Below are 15,397 nucleotides of genomic sequence, written 5' to 3' on the forward strand. Positions count from 1 at the left end.
GCCCATGACCGACACCGCCGCCCGCGACGACACGCTCGCGCCCCGCCGCCCCGCGTCGCCAACCGCCGGCCGGCGCGATCCGCTGCGCAGATGGCGAATCGCGGGCCTCGCGCTGCCGTTCGCGGCGCTCGCGTTGCTGGAGGTCGTCGTGCGGCAGGGCTGGCTGCCGAATCATCTTGTCCCCGCACCGAGCGAGATTCTCGACACGCTCGCCCGCCTCGGCGTCACACGCGTGGCGCGCCATGTCGGCGCGAGTACGCTGCGGGTCGCGGCGGGGTTCGCGGCGGGCGCGGGACTCGCGCTCGTCGTCGGCGCGGCGATGGGCCTGAGCCGCCGGATCGACGCACTGTTCGAGCCGACGTTCCAGGCGCTGCGCGCGATTCCGTCGCTCGCGTGGGTGCCGGTGTTGCTGCTGTGGCTCGGCATCGACGAAGCACCGAAGATCACGCTGATCGCCATCGGCGCGTTCTTCCCGGTCCACCTCGCGGTGGTCGCCGGCATACGCGACGTCGACCGCAAGCTCGTCGAACTCGGCGCGGTGTACCGGCTCGGCCCGTTCGCGCTGTTCCGCCGCATCCTGCTGCCGGCCGCGCTGCCGCAGATCGTCACCGGCTTGCGCACCGGCCTCAGCCTCGCGTGGATGTTCATGGTCGCCGCGGAGCTGATCGCGGCCACGCGCGGGCTCGGCTTCCTGTTGAGCGACGGCCGCGAAACCGGGCGCCCGGATCTCGTGTTCGGGGCGATCCTGCTGCTGGCGCTGCTCGGCAAGCTGACCGACGGCGCGATGGCGCGCATCGAGTCGCGCTGGCTCGGCTGGCGCGACGCATTCGACGCCACGCCACGTAAAGGGTCGACATGAGCACACGTGCTTCCTCACCCACGGCGGCCCGCACCGCGACTCCGCTGCTCGACCTGCGCATCACCCGCAAGCTTTACGGCGATCGCACGATCCTCGCCGACGTCCCGCTGCAGGTCGCACGCGGCGAAATCGTCTGCGTGGTCGGCCCGAGCGGTTGCGGCAAGAGCACGCTGCTGCGGATCGTCGCCGGTCTCGACACCGATTACCGCGGCAGCGTGAAGCTGGGCGGCGTCGCGCTCGACGGCCCGTCCCCGCGCGCCGGCGTGATCTTCCAGGAGCCGCGGCTGCTGCCGTGGCTATCGATCGCGGACAACGTCGGCTTTGCGGCCGGCCCGCGCGGCGGGCGCGAGCCGGCCGTCGCACGGCTGCTCGACGAAGTCGGCCTGGCCGGGGTCGCCCGGCAACTGCCGGCCACGTTGTCGGGCGGGATGGCGCAGCGCGCGGCGATCGCGCGCGGGCTGTTCGGCGAGCCCGACCTGCTGCTGCTCGACGAACCGTTCAGCGCGGTCGATGCGATCACCCGGATGCGGCTGCAGACGCTGCTGCTCGACGTCGTCGCGCGGCACCGGACGGCCGCGATCGTCGTCACGCACGATCTGGACGAAGCGCTGTATCTCGGCGATCGCGTGCTGATGCTCGCGCCCAATCCGGGCCGCATCGACGACGAGATCCACGTCGGGGTCGCCCGGCCGCGCGATCGGCGCGACCCGACGCTGGCCGTGCTGCGCGCGCGGCTGCTGGACGCATTCCAGCAGCTTCAGGATCGTGCCGACGAGACGACGCGCCGAACGCGCGACCTTCAGTCGTCCGAAGCCTGACTTCGCGCCGGCCGATTCACGACCGGCATCGCCCGGCCCCGATTCGGCACGCGCTCTGCACCGGAACGACGCATCCGTCATCGAATACCGGTGCGGCAGGATCGCAGTCGTATAGGAGCGCCGCCAGGGTGCGCGAGGTATCGCACGCCTGCTCACCTCTCAGCGAGGTGACATGCTGCAACCCACCGGCGCACTTCAACCGTGCGTATGCCGCAACTCGCCGTCGATCGTCTGTGGCAGTCTCAGCAGGTTGAAGATCGGGCAGATGGCCTCGACCGCCTGATGCAGCGCACGAATCGTGTCCGGCGGTTCGGGCGACACGATATCGAGCGTATAGCGGAGGTTGTGCGGAAACACCGGCACATGCTCGAACCCCGGCTGCTGCGCGAGTGGATGCTGGTCGCCGGTCACCTCGACCTCGATCGAGTCGATTTTCAGGCCGCGCTCCGCGGCCTGGATCAGCGTGATGTGCGTCAGGCAACTGCCGAGCACGCCGAGCTGCAGCTCCGGCGACGCCGGCCCGAGGTTGTAGCCCGCGAAGTCGGGCGGGCTGTCGCTGATCACCTGGAAGTCGCGAATGCGGATCTCCCGCACGCCACTGCGGCCCAACGCGCGCACGGTCGCTTTCAGCGGGGTCGCCTTGAGTTCGGGATTGTTACGGGCAGCTTCTTTTTTCGCGAGCCACGCGTCGCGCTTTTGTTCGAGATAGTCGTTCAGTGTCGTCATGTCGGGCCGATACGGTCGCAATGACCGGCCGCGCATACCGCGGCCAATCGAGAGGGAGCTTCATGCTATTCCCTTCCCCGATTGCCACGAAACGATCAATCCAGCAAAGCAATTCGCAGGATGTGATGTCGCATTGCGGCACGCGCGCTCGGCAATTTTCGGCTGTCGTTCATCCCCTCGAGTTATCCACAATTTCCGTGCATAACCCTGTGGAGAACGTTGGTGAAATTCCCCGTCCGCCTTGACCGGTAAGGATTGCGGCGACGCCGTGCTGCCTCGTGGGCCCTGAACGCAGACCCCATCGCATCGCGTTCGGCAATCGTCTCCGATCGTCTTGCTTCACCGTGCCGGTGCATGGATCGCGTCGACTTCTGCGGTCAAGACGTCCGCACCGGAAATGTGCCGCTTCGACACCGATGCACCGCGTCGGCCATCCGTCCGACCCGACGATCCAGCACCGCCACCGGCATCGGTGCATCAGGCGAGCGCCTCGTCACGCAGACGGAACTGCGCAACTGCCGCACTCAGCCGCGAGCCCTGTTCGTCGAGCGACAGCGCGGCGGCCGCGGCCTCCTCGACCAGCGCGGCATTGCGTTGCATCGTCTGCTCCATCTGGATGACCGCGGCGTTCACCTGCTCGATGCCCGACGCTTGCTCCTCGAACGCCTGGCCGGTTTCGCTCATGATCATGTTGACGCGCTCGACCGCCGCGACGAGCTCGGCCATCGCCGAACCGGCCAGTGCGACGAGGCCGCTGCCGTCTTCGACGCGCTGCGCGGAATGGCCGATCAGTTCACGGATCTCTTTCGCCGCCGACGCGCAGCGCTGCGCGAGCCCGCGCACCTCGGTCGCGACAACCGCGAAGCCGCGCCCCTGCTCGCCTGCGCGCGCGGCTTCGACCGCAGCGTTCAATGCAAGGATGTTGGTCTGGAATGCGATGCTTTCGATCACGCCGACGATCCCGGAGATTCGCGTGGAACTGAGCGAAATCGACGACATCGTCTCGACCACGCGCTGCATCGCCTCGCCGCCGCGTGACGCGATGCCGGCCGCGCCTTCGACATAGGTGCGCGCATCGCGCGCGTTGTCCGCGTTCTGGCGCACGGCAGCCGTCAGCTGCTCGACGCTCGCCGCCGCCTGTTGCAGCGAGACGGCCTGCTGCTCGGTGCGCGCCGACAGGTCGACGTTGCCGCTCGCGATCGTGCGGACGTCGCCGACGATCGTCTCGGTGCTCGCGCGCACCTGGTTCACGGTGACGACGAGGCCGTCCTGCATCCGCTTCAGTGCATGCAGCAGATAGGCCATCTCGTTCTCGCCGGGCACGACGACCGTTCCGGTCAGGTCGCCTTTCGAGATCTTCTCGAACTGGCCGACCGCGAGCTTGATCGGCTCGATGATCGCCTTCGCGAGCACGCGCTGCGCCAGGAAACCGACGACGAGTGCGAAGGCCGCGACTGCCGCCATCCCCCACACGATCCGGTGGAACTGCACGCCGGCCGCGTCATAGCGCGCCTTTTCGCGCGCGACCTGGAACGACTCGAGCGCATCGATCGCCTCCTGGTAGGCGGCGAACAGCTCGGGCGGCGCGGTACGCTGCGTGTCGAGGAAACCGAAGCCGTCGTCGCCGTCGAGTTGCGAGAGCGCCTTCAGGAACACGCGGTCGAGCAACGCGCGACGGCGATTCTGCAACGTGTCGAACAGCGCCTGCTCGTCGGCGTTGCGTGCGTGCAGGCCCGCATAGGCATCGAGTTCGTCGTTGCTCTGCTTGAGGAGCGTGCGGAGTTTCGCGATCTCTTCCTTGCCCGAGTGGCCGGCGCTGATGATCTGCGCGACGTCGCTCATGCGTTCGCGCAACACGAGCATCCGCTCGGAGCTGGTCTTCAGGTGCAGCAGCGACGCGGTGTCGTCGCGGTACATCGCCTCGAGCGAACCGTTGCCCATATAGAGCGCCGCGATGCTCGCGCCGACCACCAGCACGAGCAGCACGGTATAGCCGGCGATGGTCGCGACGAGGCCACCACGGATAGTGAGTTGTTTTCGCATGACGTTCCCTTGCGCCGGCCGGGCGCGGCCAGCGGCGGATGTGGATTCCGGATCACGAAAGACGCGCGCCGTGTCGCAACACGGGGCGCATGGGCTGCGAACGGGTTAACGGCGGGGGGAACGGGGAGGTTTTACCGATACGCGACGCGAATCTTGACGATTGCGACAGGGGCAGAAGCGAAGCGGTACGTGACGGGTGCGCGAAGCCGTGCCGATGATCACCTGGGCAGGAAGACAGGCATCCTGATCACTTCGACGCCCCCGGACGCGTATCTAGCCGCCGTTCGTCAGCCTCGAACGAATCTCGTCAACCGACAGGTCGCGCTGATGCGTCGCGATCTGCCATCGATTCCCCCACGGATCCTTCACCATCGCCCGCCGGTCGCCGTACGGCATGTCGGCGGGGGGTTCGAGCATGGTCGCACCCGCTGCAAGCGCCCGCCGATAGGTCTGGTCGGCGTCCTCGACATACACGTACAGGAATGCCGGGATCGGCTCACGCAGGCCATCTTCCCCGCTGATCATCACGACGGAATCGCCGATCCTGATTTCCGCGGGCAGCCCCGGGCGGTACTCGCCCTGTGCGTGAAATACCGTCCGGATGAATTCGATCAGGTTTTGCGGATCCGGCACGACGATGCGGGGCGTGACGGTGTGCCATCCATCGGGCTGGAACCTGGCCATGTCGGGCAGCCTCCGAAGAGATTTCCGGCGGGTATTGTGCGCCGGGCGCTTTCTGTCGGTAAAGGGGCGACGAGACGCTGCGCGGGAACCCGCTGCCGCTTCAATCGACGATGAACAGCCTGGCGCCCGTCCGTTTGCGACGCACGGCGCTCGCGACCGGGCCGCTGTCATTGCGGACCGCGATCGAATTGCCGTCGGGAACCCCTTCGGTGTGCGCATCCAGTGCGTCGACAACGGCCATCGCGCCGGCTCGGTTCGCGGTGCAGTCGTCCGACGCCGGCAGCACGCATCACCCGGCCCCGTCGCGCCCCTTCGGAAACACGCCACGGCTCATCGCATCGAGCTGCCGCCCGATCTCCGCGCGCAATTCGGCGGAGATCTCGAGGCTGTCGAGCAGTTTCGAAATCCACAGCCCGTCGGCGGCGAGCCGGCAGATCATCAGCGTCGCGGCCTGCTCGAGCGGCACGGGGTCGGGCCGTGTCCATTCCCGCATCGGCACCGACCAGCGCGCGCGCGTGTCCTGGTCGGTAATCATCGACGCGACCAGCACGCGCAGCACGTCGGTACTCGCGACCGCATGCGACTCGTCGAGCACCGCATGCATGTAGGCCCGCGCCACCGCGCCGGCGCCCTCGGCATCCGCCGCCACCCGCGCGGCCATCTGCGCGGCGAACCGCTCGGTCGCCTGGCCGAACAGCGCATCCAGCAGCCCCTGCTTGTTCGCGAAGTGATACTGCAGCGCGCCTTTCGTCACGCCGGCCCGCTCGGCCACCGCATCGAGCGTCAACGCGGCCACGCCGTGATGTGTCGCGATTTCCGATGCAGCCGCCAGCAACTGCGCACGCACCTGATCCGGCGCTTTTTTCCGGCGCACGCCGGCGGTGGGGACGGCCGGCGCCGAGGAGGCGTCAGGCGCCCGCGCACCGGCCGTTCCAGCCGGTTCGACGGGCACGGACGCATCGTGCGGCGCGGGTTCGAGGTGTTTTTTCATGGTGCGGATGGTAGCACCCGGCGTCTCGATATAAACATTCCGTCCGGATGGTATGATCCGCTGCATGACTACAGCCACCCCCTCCCCCTGGTCCGCGCTCGACACCGCCATCGCCCGTGGACGCGACGCCCTCGTGCGTCTCCAGCAGCCCGACGGCAGTTGGTGTTTCGAACTCGAATCCGACGCGACGATCACCGCGGAATACATCCTGATGATGCATTTCATGGACAAGATCGACGACGTGCGCCAGGAGAAGATGGCGCGCTACCTGCGCGCGATCCAGCGGCTCGACACGCACGGCGCATGGGATCTGTACGTCGACGGCGATCCGGACGTGTCGTGCAGCGTGAAGGCGTACTTCGCACTGAAGGCGGCCGGCGACAGCGAACATGCGCCGCACATGGTCCGCGCGCGCGACGCGATCCTGAAGCTCGGCGGCGCGGCCCGCGCGAACGTGTTCACGCGCATCCTGCTCGCGACGTTCGGCCAGGTGCCGTGGCGCGCGACGCCGTTCATGCCGATCGAGTTCGTGCTGTTCCCGAAGTGGGTGCCGATCTCGATGTACAAGGTCGCGTACTGGGCGCGCACGACGATGGTGCCGCTGCTCGTGCTGTGCTCGCTGAAGGCGCGCGCGCGCAATCCGCGCAACGTCTCGATCCGCGAGCTGTTCGTCACGCCGCCGGACGAGGAACGCCAGTACTTCCCGCCCGCGCGCGGCATGCGCAGGCTGTTCCTCGCGCTCGACCGCACGGTGCGCCACGTCGAGCCGCTGATCCCGAAGGGGCTGCGGCAGCGCGCGATCCGCCATGCCGAGGCGTGGTGCGCGGAGCGCATGAACGGCGAGGACGGGCTCGGCGGCATTTTCCCGCCGATCGTGTATGCCAACCAGATGATGCAGGTGCTCGGCTACCCGGACGACCATCCGCTGCGGCGCGATTGCGACAACGCGCTGGAGAAGCTGCTGGTCACGCGGCCGGACGGCAGCATGTACTGCCAGCCGTGCCTGTCGCCGGTGTGGGACACCGCGTGGAGCACGATGGCGCTCGAGCAGGCGCGCGGCGTGGCGGTGGCGGAAGACGGCGAGCCGGGCGACGCACGGCGCGCACTCGACGAACGCATCGCACGCGCGTACGACTGGCTGGCCGAACGCCAGGTGAACGACCTGCGCGGCGACTGGATCGAGAACGCGCCGGCCGAGGTCCAGCCGGGCGGATGGGCGTTCCAGTACGCGAACCCGTACTACCCCGACATCGACGACACGGCGGTCGTCACCGCGATGCTCGATCGCCGCGGCCGCACGCATGCCAACGCGGACGGCACGAACCCGTATGCACCGCGCGTCGCGCGCGCGCTCGACTGGATGCGCGGGCTGCAATCGCGCAACGGCGGCTTCGCGGCATTCGACGCCGACTGCGACCGCATGTACCTGAACGCGATCCCGTTCGCCGACCACGGCGCGCTGCTCGATCCGCCGACCGAGGACGTGTCGGGCCGCGTGCTGCTGTGCTTCGGCGTGACGAAACGCGCGGACGAACGCGAGTCGGTCGCGCGCTGCATCGACTACGTGAAGCGCACGCAGCAGCCCGACGGCAGCTGGTGGGGCCGCTGGGGCACGAACTACATCTACGGGACGTGGAGCGTGCTGGCCGGCCTCGCGCTCGCCGGCGAGGACAAGTCGCAGCCGTACATCGCACGCGCGATCGAATGGCTGCGCTCGCGTCAGCATGCGGACGGCGGCTGGGGCGAGACGAACGACAGCTACATCGACCCGAAGCTGGGCGGCACCAATGGCGGCGAGAGCACGTCGAACTTCACCGCGTGGGCGCTGCTCGCGCAGATGGCGTTCGGCGACTGCGAATCCGATTCGGTGAAGCGCGGCATCGCGTATCTGCAGTCGGTCCAGCAGGAAGACGGCTTCTGGTGGCACCGCTCGCACAATGCGCCGGGCTTTCCGCGCATCTTCTACCTGAAGTATCACGGCTATACCGCGTACTTCCCGCTGTGGGCGCTCGCGCGCTATCGGCGGCTGGCGGGCGCGGCGGCGGCGCGGGCGGCGGCCGCGCACGGTGCGACGGCAGTCAAGGCGGCGGCCACGGTGGTCGCCTGAGCGGTAACGTGACGGCGCAAGGCCGTCACACGAAACCCTCTTCGACCAGCGTGCAGCCGTGCGCCGTGATCTCGTGCCGCTGGCCCGAGCCGTCGACCACGCGGCTCCAGCTCGTCGACACGAGTACGGCCGCGGCGCCGTCGGCGTGCAGTGCATAGTCGAACCCGCCATACATGCCCGGCACCGCGAACCATACGCGTCCGGCCTGCGCGTCGAGTTCAAGCAGCGGCTCGAGTTCGGGCAGGCGCAGCGCGTCGACGCGCAGGTGTGCGATGCGGCCGAGCATCATCTCGTGGAAGTGGCGCTGGATGTCGCGCAGCGTATCGTCGGGCACGAAGCGTCGCGGCTGCGGTGTCAGCAGATCGATCAGATGCCGATGCCCGCGCTGCGCGGCCAGATCGACCGGGCGCGCACCCTGTGCATCGCGCAGCATGCGCCATGCGCCGAGCTGCAACAGTTCGGTGACGACTTCTTTCGGCGCACCGTTGTATGCAGCCTGGTGCAGCGGGGTATAAAGCGACTTCCCGCCAAGCCGTGTCGCGTTGACGAGCTTGTGCTCTTTTGCAATGCAATCGAGCATCGTCGCCCAGTCGCCGTTGCGCGCCGCGTCGGCCAACGCGTGCCGGCTCGCGACCTGCGTGTCGTCGAGCACGCCGACGCCCGTGATTCCATCCCATGCGATGCTCAATCGCTTTCTCCTTTCGGCTCTCGCGCATCCGGCCGGCGCGTCGTCCGCTCATCATAAGCGCTCGTCACGGCCGTGCGTTCGCGACACGAGACGCGGCGCCGGCTACCACCCAACCCACCCGCAAGTATGGAATCATGCGAACGCGCCGTCGGCGCGTTCATTTCACAACGACTCTGCACAACGACTCAGGATGCCAGCCGTGCTCGACATTTCCACCATCACCGACGCCCTCACCCCCAATGGCGAACCCGTGCAATACCGCGTGCCGCCCGAGAAGCTGCTGGCGGGCGACCCGCTGCAGACGCTCACGCCCGGCTTCACGAGCCCGTGCGGCCGCTTCTCGACCGGCATCTGGGAAAGCACGCCCGGCCGGTGGCGGGTCGCGTATACCGAAGCGGAATACTGCGAGATCCTGGCAGGCACGTCGGTGATCACCGACGAGGAAGGCAACGCGAAAACCCTGCGCGCCGGCCATCGCTTCGTCATTCCGCCGGGCTTTCGCGGCACGTGGGAAGTCGTCGAGCACACGCGGAAGATCTTCGTCGCGTACGAAGCGCAGCCGCAGGAATAAGCCGCACCGGCCCCGGCGTCGGAAACGTTACCGCCCGCCGTCGAGCGCGCCGAGGATCCCGTACGCGGCCTTCACGCGGTCCTCGTTCGGATAGCTGCGGTTCGCGAGCATCACGATCGCGATCCGCTTCGACGGGACGAACGCGACATAGGTACTGAAGCCGTTGGTCGAGCCCGTCTTGTTGATCCACGTATCCGCGCTCGGCGCGAGCGGCGGCTTGATCGCGGCGGCCGGCAACCCGTCGCGCAGCATCTTCATCGAATTGCCTTCGAGCAGCGTCGGCAGCGCGACCGGATACGGGTACTGCTCCCAGATCAGGTCCTGCGTCAGCGGCCCCGCGCGGAAGTAGCCGGTGTGCGTGCGTTCGAGCGCGCGCTGCAGGCGCGGCGCGGTCTCGATCAGCCCCATGTTCGCCTGCACGAAGCGCAGCAGGTCGGCCGCCGTGGTCCGCACGCCGTAGGCCGGCTGCCACAGCATGCCGCCCGTCATCCGGATCGGCTTGCCGTCCTGCGTATAGCCCTGCGCATAATCGGCCTGGCGTGCTTCCGGCACGTTGATGTACGTGTGCGTCATCCCGAGCGCGGGAAAGAGCCGCTGCTCCATCAGCACCGCGAAATCCTTGTGCATCGCCTTCGCGGTGAGCCACCCGAGCATGCCGACCGACACGTTCGAATACGTCCGGTACGTACCCGGCGCGTGTGCGGGCCGCCACGCGCCGAGATAGCGGATCAGGCCCGCGTCGTCGCGGATGCTGTCCGGCACCTGCACGGGCATGCCGCCGGACGTGTGCGTGCCGAGATCGCGCAGCGTCACGACACCGAACGGCTTGCCCTGCAGCGCGGGAAGGTATTTGCCCACCGGGTCGGCCAGCGACAGTTCGCCGCCCTCCTGCGCATCGGCCGCGAGTGTCGCCGTCAGCGTCTTGCTGACGGAGCCGATTTCGAACAGCGTATCGCCGGTGACGGGCTTGCCCGATTGCGTCGACATCACGCCGTAGTCGAACACGTAAGGCTTGCCGTCGGCGACGATGCCGATCGCCATGCCGGGAATCGCGTACTGCTTCATCAGCGGCGCGATGTGGCGGGTGACGGTGTCGTGGAGTTCGTCCTGGGTGACGGCGGCCGCGCGGCCGGCCGTGGCGGTAGCGCACGCGGCGACGAACAGGGTCGCGGCGAAGCGTGTCGCGTTGAATCGCATGGTTGCGGTTCCTTCTAGTTCTGATGGTTGCGTGGACAACGGATCCGGCCGTGCCGTGCGGTAGTCGCAGCGGCCGGCCAGCCGAAGCAGGACTATCCGCTGTCGATCGGCCGCCAACAATCGACGATATGTTGCGCGAGACTAAAGAAAATCTTATGAGATACGCGAAGGACTGCTTTGGCGTGATGCCATTGCCGAACCGCTCGTCGTTTTGCCGGAAAAACCTGTCGGTTTTAACAGCATGCAATCCGGCGGCCGAATCGCACCGCATCGAAAATCGGTGAAAAAGAGATAAGTCTTGTCAGATCCCGATGCGCTGGCGCATCGCGCGATTGATTCACCCGCGCGGATCGCAGTAGACTCGCGGAAGCAAAAAATAAGATCCATCCTGAGAGAACCAATGAATCGCCATTCGCTGATCGCCTGCTCCCGCGTCATGGGCTGTCGCCCGGTCGCGTGATTTTCACGCATCGACCGCTCCGCAGCGGGTACACGCCACGCCGCCGCGCGCCACGTGCGCGCCCGTTCGCTGCATCGCCCGCCAGCCGAAAGAACCGCCAGGGTCCCGCGCGCATGGCCCGCGCACGCCCTGCCTGACCGGAGAGCAACCCCGTGACCGAAACCGTGGCCGCGTCCGCCTATCGGCCGCGCGATGTCGTCAATGCGCCCGACATCAAGGCGGCCATCGCCCGCCGCAGCGCCGAGCGCGGCGATCCGGCCGACATCCGCGCGTGGCTCGGCAACCACTTCTTCCGCTGGGTCGTCGGCGCGTTCGAGCAGGCGCAGCCGCTCGATTCGCTTGCCGACTACCGCGCGCTCGCCGGCGCCGACCGGCCGGCGCCCGACTGGCTCGTGCGCCGGTTCCGTCCGCAACCGGCCTCCAGCGCGGCGGCCGATCCGGCGCCGCTGCCGGCCGTCGAACCCAAGCCGCTCTACTTCATCGATCCCGAGCACATGCTGCTGACCGACCGCGAGCGCGTGCTGGTCGAATTCCTGCGCTCGCGCGCCGGCACGCGGCTCGCGCAGAAGCTGCAGCGCATCACGTGCGCCATGGCGCTCGACATGTGGGAGCGCGAGCACCAGCGCATGCAGGCGCGTCGCGACAAGGGCTGGGTGCCGAGCAGCGGCCTCGCGCTGCGTGAGGTGCTGCGCACGCCGAACGGGATCGTGTTCGAATTCGCGGGCGACCACGCGGCGCTGCGCGAGGAACTCGCCTACGAGTCGTACTACATGCAGCACTGCCTGGGCCAGTTCGCGGATCGCCGCCGGCTGCGCGGCGGCTACGGCGAACAGTACGCGCAAGCCGCGCAGGAGGGCCGGCTGCGCCTGTTCACGCTGCGCGGCGCGGGCAACCAGCCGCACGTGACGATCAGCCTGCAGGTGACCGGCAACGGCCTGCGCATCGACCAGATCAAGGGCAAGCAGAACCGCCATCCGGTGCGCCGCTACGCCGACGACGTCCGCCAGTTCCTGCGCGCGCTCGCGCCGCGCGGCGAGCGGCATCCCGATTGCGAAGGCATGGGGCTCGTGTTCGAACCGGACACGCCGGGCGCGGGCACCGGCGAATGGACCTTCGTCACCGACGTGCGCTCGCCCGACCATCTGCTGAGCGTGATGAGCGAGAACTTCCACCTGATCGAGCATTTCCCGCAGCCGCCGGCGGTACTCCAATGGCTGTTGCTGCGCAACGCGCCCCATGCGCTTGGCCAGCTTCGGCAAATCGATCCGGCCGTTGCAGCGGCCGCGCGCCACGCATTGCCGGCCGATGCGCTGCCGGCCGTGCAAACGCCCGGCAGCGCACCGCCGGTCACCACCGCGTTCGAGATCGAAGGCATCGCGATCGATCCCGCGCTGTGCGCGACGTTCGCGTTGCCTGCGCCGGCAGGCGGGAGCGCGCCATGCTGAAATGGTTGATCGGCGCAGCCGTGCTGTGGGTCGTGTGGTACGTGTGGCGGTCGGTCCGGGTCGCGGCGCGGATGGTGCGCGAAGTCGACGCCGACCAGGTCGCGGGCGCCGACGCTGCGGTCACGGTCCGGCAGACTGCCGCCGTCAAGCTCGCCCAATCACTGGCCGAGCAGGCGCCGCCGAACCGCCGCCGCTGGTCGCTTGCACTCGCCGACATCCTGCTGATCCGCAACGGGCTGCGCTGCGATTGCGACGCGCTCGTGTACGCACTGCCCGATGCGCAGCGCGGCAAGCTCGCCGCCCAGCTGCGGCGCGAGCTCGACCTGCCGGCCGACCTGCCCGAGTGGCAGGTCGTGCAGCGCGTGCCGGCCATCCTCGTCGGCTGGATACGCGGCGTCGGCCGCTCGCACGAAGGCTTCTACGAACAGCTCGCCGCCGAAGGCCGCGTGCGCGATGCGCTGGCGTTCGATTGCGCGCGTACCGCGTTTCTCGTGCGCTGCATCGCATTGCTCGGCTGGGCGTCCGAACAGCATGCGTGGGTGGTATTGCTGCTCAATGCCCAGCGCGCGCAGGACAGCTTCGACAGCTGGGAAGATTTCGGGCTCGCGTATGCACGCGCGCGCCAGCACTGGCTGCGCGGCAGCGGCCAGGACGGCCCCGCGTCGTCGCGCGCGACCCAGGAAGTGCGCGAGCACCTGCGCAATCCGTCCGGAAACTGGCTTTCGCTGCCGTGGAAGCGCTACCGCATCTTCGACCCCCAACCCGTTTCGTCATGACCGCCGACACCGACATGTCCTCCGTTCCCGCCGACCTGATTCCGCCCGCGAAATCCCGCTGGTTCATCTGCGACGTCGACGCGCTGCTGCACGCAGGCGAGTTTGCCGCGCTCGACACGCAGCTCGATGCCGCGCTCGCCGCGAGCTTCACCGACCGCACCGCCGAAGCGCGGTACGTCGACGCACTGCCGGCCGACGTGCAACCCTGCATCGAAGCCGGCGCGGAAGGCCTCGCGCGCCTGCGCGCATGGCAGGCCGCGAATCCACGCTCCGCCCATGCGTGGCTGTGCGAAGCGCACTACTGGCACCACTGGGCGTACGAGTATCGCGGCGGCGGCTGGGCCGAGACGGTGACCGAAGCCGGCTGGATCGGCGCGCATGCATGCGCGGCGCTGACGATCGTCGCCGCGCTGCGCGCGCTGGTGCTTGCGCCGACGATGTGGAGCGCGCCGAAGGTGATCTTCACGAGCGTGTCGTCGTTCGGCGAGCCCGAGTGGCTCACGCAGCTCGTACGCGAGCGCCGCTGGCCCGTCACCGAACTGCACCTGAACGTCGGCGCCGAAGACGCAGCCACGCGCGCCGAACTGCAGCGCATGCTTGCGCGCTCGGGACTGAATCCCGACGAGCCGGTCGCCTGCCCGGCGGAATTTCCCGACGCGCTGCCCGGCCCCGTCCAGGGCAAGAAGCTGCGCAAGGAAAAGTGGTACTGGATGGAGGCGACGCTGCACATCCACCCGACCCAGTACTTCTCGATGCGCACGTTCATCTGGTACATGCAGCCGCGCTGGGGCGGCTCGCACGACCACGTCCGCGCCTTCATCGATTCCGATGCGTGCGCGCACCTCGACGCGGTCGAGAAAGACCGGCTGCGCCACGAGATCTGGCGCGACGAGTATTACGGCGAGACGCTGGATTCGGATGACGACGACGACACCGTACGCCGCGCGATGGCCGCGACGCTCGCCCGCGCGAACGCCGCGCTGCATCCGTATCACCGCTGGGAGACGCTGCACTGGCTCGCGCGCAGCCATTTCATGCGCAACGAAGACGAACAGGCGTACGCCCGCCTGCAGGAAGCCGAACGCAACGAGCCGATCGACGACAACCGCGCGATGGCGATGGGTTTGCGGCTGACGCTCGCCCTCGATCCGCACGGCGACTGGCTGACCGGCGCGATCCAGCGTGCGTCGGACGCACGCGCCTGCACGGCGGCGATGATCCTGCGCGGCTACGCGCATCGCACCGGCACGTTCGGCTTCGCCCAGGACGACGCGCGCGGCGCTGCATGGCTGGAAGCCGCGCGCCTGAACGAGCCCGGCTCGCTCGCATGGAACCAGCTCGCCACCGCGATGGAGGATGGAAACCGGCGCCCGGCCGATGCCTTTGCAATCTGCCAGCTCGGCTACGAGGCGGGCGGAAATTCATGCGGCTACCTGCTCGGCTGCTTCTACAGGGACGGTACGCATGTCGAGGCCGACCCATACCGCGCCGCCCACTTCTTCCGCGAGTCGATGGAGGCCGGCGGCAACGTGGCCGCTTATAAACTGGGATACACGTACCACCACATCGGCCAGACCAGCACGGATCGGGCCGAGCGCGCGCGCATGCAGGTCGAGGCCGTCGAGGCCGCGCGCAAGGCGCACGAGATGGGGCATACGGATGCGCTCGAGAGCATGCTGATGTTCATCAGCGACATCGAGGATCATGCGTCGCGCCATCGCTATCTCGACGAACTGCGCCAGCATGCCGAAGCGGGCCATCCGGCCGCGATGGCCACGCTGTCGTTCTGCCTCGCCGACATCGGCGACAAGTCGCTCTACGACTATCGCGAAGGCGTGCGCTGGATCATGGGCGCCCAGGCGATCGCACCGGACGACGAGTTCGTGCGCACCATCACGCGCATCAGCTACGAGGACGGCATGCTCTCGAGGCTGCGGTTCAAGATGCAGCGCAAGCAGATCAAGGCGCACGAGATTCCCGGCGCCGACAACGCGATGGTCTGAACCCCGGGCGGCAAATGCGCGCGCCCGCG

At 68.3% G+C, this 15,397-nt stretch carries 15 protein-coding genes; 7 read left to right on the forward strand and 8 right to left on the reverse strand.

The genetic code is table 11. The features are described from left to right. Positions 1–4: 4 nt before the first annotated feature. Complete coding sequence (locus CFB34_RS36295) at positions 5–859, forward strand: ABC transporter permease (RefSeq protein ID WP_179243791.1); 855 nt, start codon at positions 5–7, stop codon at positions 857–859. Beyond that, entirely contained in the window at positions 856–1,677 is an 822-nt protein-coding gene (locus CFB34_RS36300; RefSeq protein WP_089444472.1) for an ABC transporter ATP-binding protein, read from the forward strand. The genes CFB34_RS36295 and CFB34_RS36300 overlap by 4 nt, the downstream gene beginning before the upstream one ends. A gap of 195 nt (positions 1,678–1,872) precedes the next feature. Here CFB34_RS36300 and CFB34_RS36305 read toward each other — a convergent pair whose 3' ends face one another. The 5 genes from CFB34_RS36305 to CFB34_RS36325 all read right to left on the reverse strand — a co-directional run bounded on the left by CFB34_RS36305 (position 1,873) and on the right by CFB34_RS36325 (position 6,121). Further along, positions 1,873–2,403 carry an OsmC family protein gene (locus CFB34_RS36305; protein ID WP_089444473.1) on the reverse strand — a complete coding sequence of 177 codons (531 nt, stop codon included), beginning with the start codon at positions 2,401–2,403 and terminating at the stop codon, positions 1,873–1,875. Positions 2,404–2,880: 477 nt separating this feature from the next. Continuing rightward, positions 2,881–4,446, reverse strand: a complete 1,566-nt coding sequence (locus CFB34_RS36310; RefSeq protein WP_089444474.1) for a methyl-accepting chemotaxis protein — start codon at positions 4,444–4,446, stop codon at positions 2,881–2,883. Positions 4,447–4,719: 273 nt separating this feature from the next. After that, positions 4,720–5,130 (reverse strand): VOC family protein, encoded by a 411-nt coding sequence (locus tag CFB34_RS36315; RefSeq protein WP_089444475.1) that lies wholly within the window; start codon positions 5,128–5,130, stop codon positions 4,720–4,722. Between the two features lie 100 nt (positions 5,131–5,230). Further along, the gene (locus tag CFB34_RS36320) at positions 5,231–5,371 is read right to left on the reverse strand and encodes a hypothetical protein (protein WP_179243792.1); all 141 of its coding nucleotides are present in this window, start codon (positions 5,369–5,371) and stop codon (positions 5,231–5,233) included. Positions 5,372–5,419: 48 nt separating this feature from the next. Continuing rightward, positions 5,420–6,121, reverse strand: coding sequence for a TetR/AcrR family transcriptional regulator (locus CFB34_RS36325; protein ID WP_089444477.1), 702 nt, complete (start codon positions 6,119–6,121; stop codon positions 5,420–5,422). A gap of 52 nt (positions 6,122–6,173) precedes the next feature. On the opposite strand from CFB34_RS36325, the gene shc reads away from it, so the two are divergent. Then, a complete protein-coding gene (gene shc, locus CFB34_RS36330) occupies positions 6,174–8,228 on the forward strand; it encodes a squalene--hopene cyclase (RefSeq protein ID WP_089444478.1) in 2,055 nt (684 codons plus the stop codon). Positions 8,229–8,253: 25 nt separating this feature from the next. On the opposite strand, the gene CFB34_RS36335 is transcribed toward shc, so the two are convergent. After that, positions 8,254–8,916: an ankyrin repeat domain-containing protein gene (locus CFB34_RS36335; protein ID WP_089444479.1), complete on the reverse strand. Its 663-nt coding sequence runs from the start codon at positions 8,914–8,916 to the stop codon at positions 8,254–8,256. A gap of 190 nt (positions 8,917–9,106) precedes the next feature. Between CFB34_RS36335 and CFB34_RS36340 the strand changes: the two genes are divergently transcribed. Then, positions 9,107–9,487, forward strand: a complete 381-nt coding sequence (locus CFB34_RS36340; protein WP_089444480.1) for a cupin domain-containing protein — start codon at positions 9,107–9,109, stop codon at positions 9,485–9,487. A 27-nt stretch (positions 9,488–9,514) separates the two neighbouring features. On the opposite strand, the gene ampC is transcribed toward CFB34_RS36340, so the two are convergent. Both ampC and CFB34_RS36350 read right to left on the reverse strand, forming a co-directional pair. Further along, positions 9,515–10,684, reverse strand: a complete 1,170-nt coding sequence (gene ampC, locus CFB34_RS36345; RefSeq protein WP_089444481.1) for a class C beta-lactamase — start codon at positions 10,682–10,684, stop codon at positions 9,515–9,517. Between the two features lie 153 nt (positions 10,685–10,837). Next, positions 10,838–11,155: a hypothetical protein gene (locus CFB34_RS36350; protein WP_143329568.1), complete on the reverse strand. Its 318-nt coding sequence runs from the start codon at positions 11,153–11,155 to the stop codon at positions 10,838–10,840. A 141-nt stretch (positions 11,156–11,296) separates the two neighbouring features. Here CFB34_RS36350 and CFB34_RS36355 point away from each other — a divergent pair, with 141 nt between their 5' ends. Genes CFB34_RS36355 through CFB34_RS36365 form a run of 3 tightly spaced genes read left to right on the forward strand, consistent with a single transcriptional unit; the run spans position 11,297 to position 15,368 of the window. After that, positions 11,297–12,589, forward strand: a complete 1,293-nt coding sequence (locus tag CFB34_RS36355) for a hypothetical protein (protein ID WP_089444482.1) — start codon at positions 11,297–11,299, stop codon at positions 12,587–12,589. After that, on the forward strand, positions 12,583–13,365 hold the full coding sequence (locus tag CFB34_RS36360) for a DUF1266 domain-containing protein (RefSeq protein WP_089444483.1): 783 nt from the start codon (positions 12,583–12,585) through the stop codon (positions 13,363–13,365). The genes CFB34_RS36355 and CFB34_RS36360 overlap by 7 nt, the downstream gene beginning before the upstream one ends. Positions 13,366–13,379: 14 nt before the next feature. Further along, positions 13,380–15,368: a DUF4034 domain-containing protein gene (locus CFB34_RS36365; protein ID WP_242808768.1), complete on the forward strand. Its 1,989-nt coding sequence runs from the start codon at positions 13,380–13,382 to the stop codon at positions 15,366–15,368. Positions 15,369–15,397: the final 29 nt, after the last annotated feature.

It is taken from the genome of Burkholderia sp. HI4860 (genome assembly GCF_002223045.2).
Classification (GTDB): Bacteria; Pseudomonadota; Gammaproteobacteria; order Burkholderiales; family Burkholderiaceae; genus Burkholderia.

What these genes read in the sequence shown, in the direction of transcription:
- CFB34_RS36295 (WP_179243791.1), top strand. Translation starts at nt 5, where the DNA reads ATGACCGACACCGCCGCCCGCGACGACACGCTCGCGCCCCGCCGCCCC.
- CFB34_RS36300 (WP_089444472.1), top strand. Translation starts at nt 856, where the DNA reads ATGAGCACACGTGCTTCCTCACCCACGGCGGCCCGCACCGCGACTCCG.
- CFB34_RS36305 (WP_089444473.1), bottom strand. Translation starts at nt 2,403, where the DNA reads ATGACGACACTGAACGACTATCTCGAACAAAAGCGCGACGCGTGGCTC.
- CFB34_RS36310 (WP_089444474.1), bottom strand. Translation starts at nt 4,446, where the DNA reads ATGCGAAAACAACTCACTATCCGTGGTGGCCTCGTCGCGACCATCGCC.
- CFB34_RS36315 (WP_089444475.1), bottom strand. Translation starts at nt 5,130, where the DNA reads ATGGCCAGGTTCCAGCCCGATGGATGGCACACCGTCACGCCCCGCATC.
- CFB34_RS36320 (WP_179243792.1), bottom strand. Translation starts at nt 5,371, where the DNA reads ATGGCCGTTGTCGACGCACTGGATGCGCACACCGAAGGGGTTCCCGAC.
- CFB34_RS36325 (WP_089444477.1), bottom strand. Translation starts at nt 6,121, where the DNA reads ATGAAAAAACACCTCGAACCCGCGCCGCACGATGCGTCCGTGCCCGTC.
- shc (WP_089444478.1), top strand. Translation starts at nt 6,174, where the DNA reads ATGATCCGCTGCATGACTACAGCCACCCCCTCCCCCTGGTCCGCGCTC.
- CFB34_RS36340 (WP_089444480.1), top strand. Translation starts at nt 9,107, where the DNA reads ATGCCAGCCGTGCTCGACATTTCCACCATCACCGACGCCCTCACCCCC.
- ampC (WP_089444481.1), bottom strand. Translation starts at nt 10,684, where the DNA reads ATGCGATTCAACGCGACACGCTTCGCCGCGACCCTGTTCGTCGCCGCG.
- CFB34_RS36350 (WP_143329568.1), bottom strand. Translation starts at nt 11,155, where the DNA reads ATGCGTGAAAATCACGCGACCGGGCGACAGCCCATGACGCGGGAGCAG.
- CFB34_RS36360 (WP_089444483.1), top strand. Translation starts at nt 12,583, where the DNA reads ATGCTGAAATGGTTGATCGGCGCAGCCGTGCTGTGGGTCGTGTGGTAC.
- CFB34_RS36365 (WP_242808768.1), top strand. Translation starts at nt 13,380, where the DNA reads ATGTCCTCCGTTCCCGCCGACCTGATTCCGCCCGCGAAATCCCGCTGG.